The following is a 14,247-nucleotide window of genomic DNA, read 5'->3' on the forward strand; positions in this document are numbered from 1 at the left end:
CTAAAAATTTCAGTGGCTAAAGTTTCAATGGCTAAAATCTTCATGACGGTCTAATCTAGCCATTGTTTGATCTTGCCATTGGATTATTTTTTCGATTTAGGATTCCACTAACTCAAAATTATCAACGCCACCTGATTGATCCGGTTCTTTGGTTAGCGCTCTAACGTAAAAATCTTTCATCCGCACCAGCACTTCGCCACGTTCATTCAGCAGTTGGATATTAAACTTTTTAAAGTCGCCTTGTTGATGGCCTTCAGTATCGGCCGACTCAACATAGGCATAACAGTTATGAGTTATCGGGCGAATAATTTCAACTTCATCCAGCGCAAATGGCAAATAAGGTGTGCCTGATTCAAGTCGTCCGATTAAGCCCACAACCGTTTGTAACGCGCTGTCGATAATGCAAGGGTGCAAAATATATTGGTCGAAATCTGCTTTCAAATAATCAGCAATCTTCAGCTGAGACAAGGCAAAATTATCATTGACATAGAACGCCTCAATTGCCTGAAAAGCGGGACCATAATCGAAACCGAAGGACTTAAAGTTTTCGTAATATAAATTTCCATTCTGTGGCGCCGAACACTGAGATTTAAGTTGCTGAATAGAAAAAGTCGTTTCTTTCTGGTTATCAACAATACTATCCGCCTGCAGATCCGCTTCGAAGAATAACCGACCTTCAGAATGTACAATTCTTTCGTTTTCCTCATCCAGTGAAGTTATTTCATATTCAGTGCTATTCCCTATCGTCTTCATAAACGTCTGAACCAGTTGTGGTCCATTGCTAAAGCTCAACGGATGGATCCAGACGATATCTTTAATTTTCGCGACTCGTTGCTCTCCGGCAATATTGCCGGCAATGCACGCCATCTCCATAAAGCCTGCACCAGGGAATATTTTTTCGCCATTGACTCGATGTTCCAACGCGTAAAACTCGTCATCTGACAAAGCAGAACTGAAGCTCACCTGTTTTAATGTTGATGAATTGTAGGAGACCAGCGGGTGCAATTGGCTAACTTCTGACTTAACTGTGAGACGTTTTTCCGGAATCAAATCATCAGATATCCAGCATCGTTCTTTTGCAAAAGGATAAGTCGGTAATGCAATTCTAATGGGTGTTTTTCCAGAAAGCTCACTGGCGGAAATTTCAGACAGTTCGGCATTTGTATAAAGCCTTTCCCAATCAATCACTTCACCTTGCGTCCATTTATCAGCCAGCGCCGTTAAGTTTTGGGATTCGAACATTTCTTGCAATAATGCTTCCTCTTTACCCTTCGCCAATCGCTTTTTACCCTGGCGAGGATCGAGACTGCCGCGATAAATATTGGCAACCGGCTTTCTTTGTCGCCAACCGCTTAGCTGGCTAACTAACTCTTTCACTTCAGAGACAACAATAGCCAGCCTTTCGGCCATTGGCTGACGACCGATTTGCAGGGTATAACACAAGTTAGCTAAATCAACGCTTTCTGTTTTGTTGATATAATCCAATAGTCGGTCAGCGTACTCGCGCAGCGCGTCGGCATTTTTCGCTGACAGGATAAACAAGTGGGATTGATTATTAACAACTTCTGCAACAGCTGAGTTTTCTTTTGCCGCGCTGACTTCGCTCGCGTTGTTGCCTTCGCCAGCTTTGTTTTGAGTTACAGATTCAACGGCGTCACAATGCTCTTCCAAAATTACACAGGCATTAACACCACCGGCTCCAAAGGAGTTGATCATTGCTCGTCTCGGGTGATTGGGCGATGCCTCCCAATGAGTTAAGTCGCGCTGCAAGTGAAATGGCGAATCGTCAAAATCAATATTTGGATTAATTTCCTCACAATGAATACTTGGCACCAATTGTTGATGTTTCATCTGCAGAAGAATTTTCGCGACGCCGGCTACACCAGCCGCTGATTCTGAGTGTCCGATATTCGCTTTAACCGAGCCAACCGGGCAATAGTTCTTTTTGGTAGTCTGCTTTTGGAAGGCTTGAGTCAAAGACACAATTTCCAGACTGTCTCCTAGTTGGGTTCCAGTGCCGTGTCCCTCAACATAACTGATAGACTCAGGATGAATTTGTGCTTTTCGCAGCGTATTTTCAATTAAACTCGCCTGAGAATTAGGGTTAGGTGCTGAGTAACCATTCGAGCGTCCACTATGATCGTAAGCGCTGGCAGCAATTACACCATAAATGTGGTCGCCATCTGCTTTTGCTTTACTGAGCGGTTTAAGTAACAAAGTGCCAACACCTTCTCCCGGCACAAAACCGTCATCACCGGCACCAAAACTACAGTTTTTACCCTGTTGTGAAACCATGCGTCTGGAACAAAATGATTGATACTTTGACGGGTGTAAATACAGATTAACACCACCGGCAACAGCAACCTGGCATTCTTGTCGGTTCAGACTTTCACAAGCTAAATGCAGTGCAACCAGCGACGACGAGCAGGCAGTATCAACCGGCATACTTGGCCCCTGGAAATCAAAGAAATAGGAAACCCGGTTGGCGATCGACCAGGGTAATGCGCTCGGCGAAACCATATTTCCCCGGCTCCACTCCTCAGGCGTGAGTAAATGATAAGAATTGGTAGTAACACCGGCAAACACACCAACATCAGCACTTTTTGCCTTCGGGTAGCGCTTTTTCAGACTATCAACGGTGTAACCAGCATCTTCAATTGTCGCCCAAACCGATTGCAAAAACAGACGCTCCTGTGGGTCGATAATTTTTGCTTCTTGCGTCGTCAGATTAAAGAACGATGGGTCAAACTTGTCAAAATCATTCAGAAAGCTCCCCCATTTACAATATATTTTTCCTTCTGCCGCTTTATCAGGATCTGCGTCAAAAAATTCCTCAAAATCCCATCGATTGGCGGGAACTAACTCCACCAGATCTTTGCCTTGTTTTAAGTTCTCCCAATAATCATCCAGGTTTTCAGATTGCGGGTAATATCCGTGTACACCGATAATCGCAATCGATTCTGGCTGACTAATGGGTGAAGCCGGCTGAATTGAAGTTTGTAGATTTGCGCTCTGTAATTCATTAGCGGCTTGATTATCCGCGGCCTGGCTGTCAATTTGAGATTGAGAGGTTTCTGAAGCGCTTTCTGAAGTGGCTTTATCCGCCGAATCGGACAACGCAAAATGCAGTATTAGCGCTTGTTGTGACTCTTGGGTTAAATACTGAGTAAACTCTTCAACCGTTTCGTACTGATAAAATAACGTCTTCGGTAATTCACCCAGATGTTGCTCCAACTTCGCGTTCAATCGCCCAATAATAATCGAGTCAATGCCATAAACGTCGAAACTCTCTAATGGGTCAATTTGTTCCGGCGACAGCTTAATTTCTTCACCGATTAAACCTTTGAGGTAGGCCTGAGTTTTCTCTTCCAACATTGCCAGGTCGACAGCTCGGTCCAACCCGGACTCAGCACCGATGGTATCAACAGCAATTCTTTCAGCGCCACCACCTGCGGCTGATTGTTGCGCCACATACGCGCTTATTTTGGAGGGCGTTCCATAGAGCGCGAGGCCTTGAGTTAAGTCCAACGAAAGTAATTCTTCCCAATATTGAATTCCTGCTTCTGTCGGTAACGGACTCATTCCCGCCTGACTTTCGTTTAACGCAATTTCGTTTTGACCAATTGTCATGCCTCCTTCTAACCAGAGCGGCCAATTAATTGACAGGGTTTTACCGAAACGCGCATGTGTGCTTCTGAGGCTTTCACGGGTTTGGGCAAAAGCATCCAGGAAATGGTTCGCGTAAGCGTAGTCACATTGCCCAGCATTACCTAATGCGCCGGCGACTGATGAAAACAGGACAAAGCAATCGAGCGGCTCGTTTTGTGTCGCTCGATCGAGGTTAATAGTGCCATAAACTTTCGGTGTGATAACCGCGTCGATTTCCTGGTTGGTTTTCTTAAGAATAAACGAATCACGATTGACGCCGGCACTGTGAATTACGCCGTTAATATTTGAAAATCTCGCTTTAGCTCGACTAACAACCGAATCCATATCTTCCTGAGAAAACACATCAGCCTGAATATAAAGGATTTCTGCGCCGTGAGATTTCAGTTGATTAATCTTTTCCTCTTGAGCATTTTTCAGCGCAGACCGACCGACTAAGACTAATCGAGCCTGGAAGTTTTTCGCTAAATATTTACTGAAGATAAATCCTAGTCCACCGAGTCCACCAGTAATAATGTAAACGCCGTTTTGCTTCAGCGGTAACGCTGCTATTTTGGTTTCAGCAGAAGCCTCGGTTAATGGATAAGACTCGAAATTTTTAACATAACGATCATATCGAGATTTTTCCTCAAGCTGTTGATAACGAACCTCAGCCGTTCTCCAATTTTTATCGGTCAGCTCATTGAAAATAAGGTCGAGTTGCTCGTTATGTATCGCGCCAGCTTTTTCACTCGCCAGGTCCAGCATCATATGTTGGAGCTCTAACACTTTACCCAGATACTTTGGATTTTCCAGAGTTAAAGTTTTGTAAAAACCACCGAGCGCAGTATTAAGTGGCGCGCCTGTGGAACTGGTTGCAAAAACCGACAAAAATTGAACTGAAGTTTGATGCTTTTGTTTAATTAAAGACTTAGACAAATTAAACAGGGAATAAATTCCCGCGTTAAGTCCTTTAGCAATATTATCGTTAAGAATATTTTTGCTGACAGTATTGTCAGTAAAAATATCATCAGTAAAGCCGTGGTGAATGATATAAGACGGCAACCGACTTGTATTCTGCAGCGTTCCGACCAACTGCTCAAAATCTTTTTCTTGCAGCGGATTCACCACAAAAGTATTTCGCGAAGTTTTTTGGTATGCCTCTCCAGGTTTCACCCAGACAATCGCGTCTTTTTGTTGAATATCGTCGCTGAATTTAAAGCGATTTTCGGCCTTTAACTGCTTTTTCATCTTTGAAAAAAGCTCATCAGTTTCAGCCAAAATCAGTATGGAACCCGTTAATGTCTGTTGCTCTTCCGCCACATTAAGCGGTTGTTTGTTCCAACTTGGCGAAAACAGCACTTTTTGCTTTTTCTCTACCAGTTGCAGCACATTGTCAGCTTGCTCTCGGCTCGCATTTTTGTTTGCTGAAACAGTTTCTCCTTGTTGACTCAACGACCTCGGTGTAGAAGGTGATGGTGCATCGACAGCGGAAGATTCAACCCAATAACGCTCTTTTGCAAAAGGGTAAGTCGGAAGACTAACGCGTTTTGGTTTGCTTGGTTGTTCGCGGTTTTCGGAATACAACTTGTTCCAATCCAGCTCCAACCCTTTTACCCATAGGTCAGCTAGTTTCGACAGTTTTTTCTGACTAATCCATTTATCAATCGTTTCACGCAAATCAGCATCTGCGGTAAACAGTGATAAGGTTTCTTTGTCGCGCGTTACCTGCCCTTGAAAAACACCGTTGACCGAGCGCTCAGTATGGGATCCACTAACAACCTGCTGGAGTTTTTCGGTTAATTGTTCAATCGAGTTAACCACAAATCCCAGGCGCTCTTTCATGGCGCTTCTGCCCACCTGCAAAGTGTAGGCCATAGAACGCAAACTCAGTGGTTGCTCTGACTCATTTGACGATGTGATGAACGCCAATAAATCGCGTGCTTTTTGCTGCAACTGTTTTTCAGTTCTGGCCGACAAAGGAATAATGACTTCGCTAGCATCAAGCGCTTCGATATTCGCTTGATTGGTCGAAATTGGCGGCGCATATTCTTCAATGACCAAATGAGCATTAGTTCCGCTAAAGCCGAAAGAACTGACGCCTGCGCGACGCAATGTGCCAGGTTTCACTTCCCAGTCCTGCTTTTCTCTGGAGATGTAAAATGGCGAGCTGTCGAAGTCAAACAAACTATTTTCTTTGTTGACATTCAGGCTTGGCACCAGCGTTTTGTGTTTCATGGATAACAACACTTTTTGCACACTCGCCACACCCGCGGCACCAGAAGTATGGCCGATGTTGCTTTTTACTGCGCCCAAAGCACAGTAGTTTTTGTTGGTTGTCTTTTCTTTGAATACAGTCGCTAGTGCCTCCAGCTCAATTGGATCGCCGAGCTTGGTCCCTGTACCATGGGTTTCAATGTAACTGATAGTCTCAGGATTAATATCGTGTCTATCATATAAATCGCGCTCCAGTTCAATCTGACTATTAACACTTGGCGCAGTGATGCCATTGGTTTTACCGTCCTGGTTAATGCCTGAACCTAAAATAACACCGTAAATGAAATCGTTATCTGCTTGTGCATCTTCTAAACGCTTTAAGACAACTGCACCGGCCCCTTCACCAGGCACAAAGCCGTTGGCAGAATTATCGAAAGTTTTACATTGCCCTTCCGGTGATAACATGCCGGCACGACACATACCAAGATAAGATTCAGGCAACAGGTATAGACTCACGCCACCGGCTAATGCCATATCGATTTCATGGTTTAGCAGCGCCTGACTACCGAGATGGATCGCCACTAATGATGACGAACATGCAGTATCAATTGGAATGGCTGGTCCTTTTAAATTCAGATAATAAGCGATTCTGGCCGCGCCGATGGCGAAACTGTTGCCAGTAGTCTCTACATTAGTATTTGATAGCAAAAACGAATATTCACTACTCATGATCCCGAGGTACACACCGCACTTTTGATTGCTTAAACTATTGTTAGCGTATCCTGCATCTTCAAACGCTCGATAACCTTCCTGCATAAATAAGCGATGCTGGGGGTCCATGCTTTCTGCTTCTGAGGGTGAAATTTGGAAAAATAGTGGGTCAAAACAATCTACATCGTCCAGAGCACCTAACCATTTACAGTAGACTTTACCCTGCTTGGTTGGATCTGGGTCGTAATATTGATCCACATCCCATCGAGACGACGGGATTTCAGTAATAGCGTTTTTACCCTGGAGCAAATTGTCCCAATATTCTTGTAAGTTTTGAGCTTGTGGGTATCGGCCGGACATACCAATGATAGCGACTTTTTCGTTATTGATTTGTTCATTTTGTACTTTACCCTGTTTGCCTGACGACAAGGTAGATACCGCAGAATGGGCGGATACTGAGCGACTCCCCCTGCTTCGTCTGGTTAATACCGGGTAAGCATCAATTAATGGAACCTGACCTGGCGATACTACTGGCGTAGTGGTTTCAGCTTTTTCCGCGATGGCTGCAGCGGCCTCAGAATTAGTCGAGACAGCAGAATTAGTCGAAACAGATTGCGTAGCAGCAGACGCAACAATTGACTTGATGGCAGAAGCCGGTTTCTTTTCAAGCTCTTTCGCTAAAAAGCTAGCGAGTTCCTGAATATTCGAATAGTCATAAACGCGAGTCGCTGAAATTTCTAATCCATATTGTTTGTTGATCGCTTTAACCCATTCCACGCCCACAATCGAGTCTAGCCCCAAATCAACAAAGGACTTATCGGTGTCGATTTCACTAATATTCATATAAAGAGCGTCAGCCAGACTGTCTTTCAGCTCGAGCTGTAATTGCTCAGTTGAAATTGTAGGGACAGAGTCCTCGGTTTGACTTTGGGTTTCGCTTTGCTCTGATATTGCAGTGACCGATGCGATAGGCGAAGTTTGTTTCAGGCTTTTTGCCGGTGCACTTGACGCATCTTCCACAGTTAAGTTTTGTGTTGACGAATCATCTGGTAAAGGAGCAGCTGATTTCTCCAGTTCGTTTTCCAGAAACGAAGCCAATTCTTTCACATTAGAATAGTCGTAAACTCGAGTTGCGGAGATAGTCAGACCATATTGTTTATTAATCGCATTGACCCATTCCACCCCGACGATGGAATCTAACCCTAAATCAACAAAGGACTTTTCAACATCAATTTCGTTGATGTCCATGTAAAGCGCTTCGGCCAGGCTCACTTGAAGTTGTTGTTGCAATGTCTCTTTAGACAGTCTTTCGTTAGACAGTCCTTCTTTAGACCGACTCTCCTTAGACAGACCTTCTATAGACGACGTTTGTTGAGACACAAGCCTGTTAGCTGCAGGCGGGTTAACCGCAACGTCAGCTGGTGGTTGTGTTATTATACTTTCTGCCGTTTGCTGTCGAGACTTCGCCTGTCCAGCTTCTACTAGCCCCACTTCTTTCAATGACACTAGCGGTTGTGGCGATAAACTTTTCGAAACTGAATGATCGCCAGTGATGGCTTCCGTTACCGCGAGAGAACTCGCCAGCTGCACAGAATTGGGTTTAGCCATTGTTTCTGACACAGCAGTAAAGCTACTACTTGGCGTAGCCAGATTAATGGTTGAAGGTGCCGAGTCTATTTTCGGCTGTTGCAATGGTACTGATTGTAGAGGGGCCGATTGTAGAGAAACCGAGCGTAGAGATAGCCCTTTCATCTGCACACAAACATTTCCCTGTAAGTCGCACAAATCAACGTCTAGTGCTATTTTTTCCGACGAGTCACTAGTTTTAGAATGACGGACCCAAATGTGCATTTCATCAGTGCAGCCAAAGACAATTTGCATTGAATCTAATTCAAATAAAAGTGATGACGAATGTCTAAATCCAACCAGGTCCATCGCAGTCTGAACAACTGCGTCCATTAACTCGGGATTAACGATAAAATCGCTCAATGGTTTCGAAGAAGGTTGCTTATCTATCCCTGGCATTCTGACTTCTGCCAGACGATGGTTTTGTCCGCGGTAAAAGCCCGTGATTGCCTGACTAACAACACCTTTTTCCGCAAGCATACCTTCTGCGAAAATACCTTCGGCTAACAAACTTTCTAATTGAATTGACGCCATCTGTGATTTTAGTTCGCTAACATCCAGTCTGGCGGGTGCAGGTTGTTGCACAAAAATCGCCCGCCCCTGACAGTGCACGACCTCAGGTTGAGAAGCGTGGCCTGGTAAGTCAACTTGCTCAGGTGTGTAAATGTCAAATTCTGTATCGCCATTGTCATTAGTTGTTAAGCTAATTGAAGTCGCTGTACCACGCGCGAATAATGGCTGCCCCCAGACAACATCATGTAATTCAAGGATGCTCGATTCTGGCCGCGAAGGTGTTGCGTACTCAATCGCCGCTCTGGCCATTTCCAGGCTAACCAAAGACGGCAAAAATTTAAGCTCGGATTGAAATGCTTGCAAGTAGTTTTCGTCGCCTCTGAAAACTGTATCGTAGCGCTGTTGATCGAGATCGGAGGTATTAGTGTGCAACAACGGATGTAGTGCCGTGCTAACCATTTTTCGCGAGCCAGACTCAGGCAAATCGCTAGGTAACGCTAAACCTGTTTTAGGCGCGTATTGTCCGACAATCGGATCGATCCAGTACTTATCCTTTGCAAACGGATAAGTAGGTAAACTAATCCGTGAAGGTTTATTTTCTCCATAAAGTTTATGCCAATCTAATTCGAAACCTTTGCTCCATAAATCCAGTAGTTTTGGGAGCTTTTTACGTGCAATCCACTTGCCGATGGTTTCCTCAAAGTCAGCGTCGGCAGTGAACAGAGAAAGCGTTTCTTTGTTGCTTTTAACCTGGCCCTGATAAACGTCTTCGATTTCTTGATCGCCACCAACATAAGCTGATAGCTTTTCAGCTAGCTGGTCAATGGAATTAGCCATAAAACCAAGTCTTTCTTCCATCGACTCTCTACCTACCTGCAGGGTGTACGCCATGGCCGACAGGTTAAGGCTTTGGGTGGAACGCTCCGCTTGTTGCTCGATAAAATCGAGCAAATCACACGCTTTTTGTTTAAGTTGGTCGACCGTTCTAGCTGATAAAGGCACAATCACCTGAAGGTTCGACGTTGACTCGGCATCGATTTTGTCGGCCGCATCATACTCCTCGACAATGATATGCGCGTTAGAACCACCGGCGCCGAATGACGATATTCCAGCAATTCTCGGCAACTTGCGCCCATCAATAACCGGTTGCTCCCAATCTTTTAAGGTCTGATTAACGATAAAGGGGGTATTTTCAAAGTGAATATTCGGGTTTAGCCGGGTTGAATGTAGCGAAGGCACAATCTTGCGGTGCTTCATTTGCAGAAGAATCTTGGTAATACCAGCGATTCCCGCCGCAGATTCACAATGTCCAACGTTCGACTTGGCAGAGCCAAGTAAACAAAACTGCTTGGTTTGCGACGAGTTTTGAGCCGAAGATTGTTTCGAATCGATTCCTCGTATATTTTCGTTAAACGCTTTACTCAAAGCAGCGATTTCAATTGGGTCGCCCAGCTTTGTCCCTGTGCCGTGGGCTTCAATGTAACTGATATGGCGCGGGTCAGTTTTTGATTCTATCAATGCCCGGCTAATCGCATTCGCTTGCGCCTGTGGGTTCGGAACGGTGTAACCGTTAGTTTTACCGCCGTGGTTAAGCGCGCTTCCTTTAATTACGCCATAAATATTGTGGCGGTCTCGTTTAGCTTCCGATAACCGTTTTAGAATAACGCTTCCCACGCCCTCACCAGGAATATAACCATCGCCACCCTCACCAAAACTTTGGCAATGACCATCACTGGAAATAAATTGCCCTGCACTCAACATTTCGTATTTATTCGGGTGAATACAGACATTGACTCCCCCGGCGATGGCGAGATCGGTGCGCCCCTGTTTTAAATCCTGACAGGCAAGATGAATGGCAGTTAGCGATGAAGAACACATGGTATCCAGGGTAATACTCGGACCATGCAGATTGAGCACATACGAAACCCGGTTAGCAATGCTCGCTAAACTGCCCGATAAATTATATTCCCCATACATCACCCCGACATAAACACCTACCTGCCCGGTCGTATCTGTGCTGGCGGCATTGCCATGGGGCATTTGCAAACTGGCGCGAGTATAACCTGCATCTTCAACCGCGATCCAGGCGTGCTGTAAAAACAGCCGCTCCTGCGGGTCGATATACTCTGCTTCACGGGGCGAAATATTAAAGAAGATAGGGTCAAACTCTTCCACACCTTCGATGAAGCCTCCCCATTTACTGGAATGTAGGCCTTTGGTTTTCGGATCTTCGCTATAGTATTCTCGCCAGTCCCAGCGCTGTTTTGGTATTTCAACGATACAGTCTTTACCATCGCGCAGATTTTGCCAGTAGGTGTCAACATCAGGAGATTCAGGATAACGACCGCTTAGCCCAATAATTGCGATTGGTTCGTCATTAACTGTTTGCAACTCACCGCTGAAACCGGCCGTGGAATTATCGGAATGGCTTGAACGACGGAAACGGCGACTTACCCTGGATTTACCAGCGAGCCGTTTTTGATTGGAAACTGTTTTTGTTTCAGAAGAAGAAGCCGAAGCGTCAACCATCGGCTGTTGCGAATCTAACTCATTGTTCTCATTTTCGGCGACATCAAAAAGCGTTGCTAGCTGCTCTGTATGCGACTCAACAAAATAGGTCGTTAGTTCGCTGATAGTTTGATATTCGAAAAATAGCGTTTTTGATAAAGACCCAAAAGTTTTTTCCAGTTGACTGGTTAAGTTCATCGCTAAAATTGAATCGATGCCATAATTTTCTAACGGCGCTTTAGGATCAATCTTGTGTGAGGGTAATTTTAATAGCGTCGATAATTCTTTGCGTAAATAACTCTGTGTTTGCTCTGACAAATCTACGGTCTGTTGACCGCTAGCTGAAGTTTGGCTTTGTTGTGAAGCAATTGTAACGGCGTTCGGTGTTTTCACCGCTGATTCGTCCTTAGTTGACGATTGCACCTTCTCCGTTAATGACACTTTTGATGCGGCATTTTGACTGGCTTCTGCGGAAAAGATCTGACGTATTCTCGCCAGATCACCTTCCATTACTAAAGTTTGTGAATATCGTAAATTTAAACTACGATAAAATGCCTTTATACCAGAGTCGGTTCGCATGGGTACGACGCCGCTGGATTGTAGCAACATTGCTCTGGTTGTCTCATCGAGCTGCATGCCCCCTTCTTCCCAGAATGGCCAATTGATCGATAAAGTTTGTCCCCGTCGCTGATTATTTTTGACCTGCTGATTGCGATAGGCCGCAAATTGATCCATAAATCCATTCGCTGTTGCGTAATCAGCCTGACCCACGTTGCCTAAAGCCGCTACCCCGGACGAAAACAACACCATAAAGTCTAAATCAATGTCTTTACACGCCAGATCCAGGTTATAAGTGCCGCTAACCTTCGGCTTCAACACCTGGCTAAATTCTTCACTCTCTTTTTTCAGAATAAAGTTATCAATAATCATCCCTGCACAGTGAATGATACCGCTGAGCTGCTGTTCGCTTTGTTGTAAATCACTAACGATATCGCTGACACACTGTTGAGTCTTTTTCAGATCACTAATGTCTAGTTGTTGATACGTGAGTTGATCAATGCTCGCACCATTATCAACCCGTTCAATTAATGCGTTTAACAGCGATTGTTTTGATGAAGTTAATGCAGAACGGCCTGTGAATATAATTTTTGCTCGGGTGGTTTGGCGAAGAATTTCCTCGGCAAACAGTATTCCGAGACCACCAAGACCGCCAGTAATTAAATAAGCACCATTGTCCTTAAAAGTAATTGTTGGCTGTGAGTTTTGTGATGAAGACTGGTCGAGTTCATCCCAATTGAGGACATAGCGTTTGTTATCTTCATACTTTATCACCGAATCTTCGATTCTGGCGCTCTCGTCCGTCAGCCGGCCGGCTAGTTCCACCTCGCTGAGAGTCGAGTCAGTTAAAATAATTTGACCCACAAGGTGCGGATTTTCCTGAGAGGCCGTTTTCAGTAAACCAGTTAATCCGGTACAAAGCGTCAGCGTCGGGTCATTGGCGATGACAATCTGGATCAGCGTTGTTCCCTTCTTCTTTTGTTTTAATTGTTCTTTTACCTGCTCAAAACAGGCTAATGCGACGGTATGATAATCCTCTGCAATATTGTGCTGTTGAGAAGTTTTTAACGACACACATCGGTTTTTAACACCCATTTTATCGAGCTGCTTTTCAAGCCGACCGACTTGAACATCAGCCAATCCGCAAACCATAACGGTTTGTTGTTCAATCGATGTTTGTGCAGCCGCTTTCGGTTGATTAGCCGCGTCAATTTGGCTTGCTTTCCATTGCGGTGTGGCGAGTAAAATACCGTTGCTCGCAGTTGAAGCAATATTGGTTTCATTGGGAATGTCAGTATTTAATACTCGCGAAGTAAACTCTCTGATTTGTATACATACCTGCCCTTGCTCATCACAAAGGTCAATGTCCAACTTGGTGATCCTGTCATCTGGCTTAGCGCCTTCGGAATAACGTACCCAGGCAAACATTTGTGAAGTACAAGGCGAAAAAATGCGAATGGCGCCTAACGCGAATGGCAAAGACGGCTGGTCAGGGATTTGATTAATATCGTCAACTAAGCCAAGGGTCGATTGTAGTGCACTGTCCATCACACTGGGATGAAGGATATACTCATTTTGTGTGGACTCAACACTGGTGGGCAAATGTAGTTTAGCGAGTAACTGATTTTCGCCCTGGTAAATGGCTGAAACCCCTTGATGAGCTGCGCCATAATTGAGCCCCATATTGTTATACGCGGTATAAATGGAATCGGCATCGAGTTGTCCCCGCTGCATTTCATTTTTGAGTTGCTCAATGTTGAGTTTTTGCGGCGAGCCTAAGTTGACGTATGCTGCCTGGCCCTGACAATGAATTAATTCCTGGTCACTGTCTTCACTTGCCGAACTGTATACTTCGTACTCGAGTTGTTCGTCATAAGAGCCAGGCGATGACTCTGAACCATCGGCCTCGTCGACAAATAGCGCGATTGCGACATCCTTTGGTTCAGCCACAACGATAGGTTGTAACCAAACGATATTGCGTAGCTCTAAAATGGTTGACTCAGATTGCTCCGGCATTGCTTGCTCAATGGCAACACGGGCCATTTCCAGATAAGCCACTCCCGGCAACACACTGTTTGCTGTTGCCTCCGACTGTTGCCCTGACCTCATGCTCACCTGATGATCAGCCAGGAAGAATTCGTCTCCAGTAAAAGTAGAACCGTAACTCTGCTGGCTTAAATCGGAGGTATTAATCTGTAATAGCGGATGAATGGCACTTGCTTTGGCTGAAGCATTTGAGTTCAGAGAAAACTGCTTAACAAGTGCTAGCGCGTTATTTTTTGATAGTCGCTTACTTTTTAATTCTGAAACTACGTATTCTATAAAATCTATCATTTTGCTGCTCGCTATCTGGAATTTCTATTTCGTATCAATGATTGGTTAACACTTTTGACTTAAGCGCTCGCGCCAGACAACAACTCAATGAACAACAGCTCACTGGACAACAATGAAGCATTGTTATCCAGGCAA

1 protein-coding gene is annotated in these 14,247 nt (G+C 44.8%); it reads right to left on the bottom strand.

What is annotated here, in order from left to right; translation table 11 throughout:
- Positions 1 to 96: 96 nt before the first annotated feature.
- Complete coding sequence (locus FLL46_RS19005) at positions 97 to 14,112, bottom strand: SDR family NAD(P)-dependent oxidoreductase (protein ID WP_142932920.1); 14,016 nt, start codon at positions 14,110 to 14,112, stop codon at positions 97 to 99.
- Positions 14,113 to 14,247 lie beyond the last annotated feature (135 nt).

It is taken from the genome of Aliikangiella coralliicola, from assembly GCF_007004725.1.
Taxonomy (GTDB): Bacteria; Pseudomonadota; Gammaproteobacteria; order Enterobacterales; family Kangiellaceae; genus Aliikangiella; species Aliikangiella coralliicola.

Excerpts from the sequence above, each read along its gene's own strand:
- FLL46_RS19005 (WP_142932920.1), bottom strand. The coding sequence starts at position 14,112 with ATGATAGATTTTATAGAATACGTAGTTTCAGAATTAAAAAGTAAGCGA.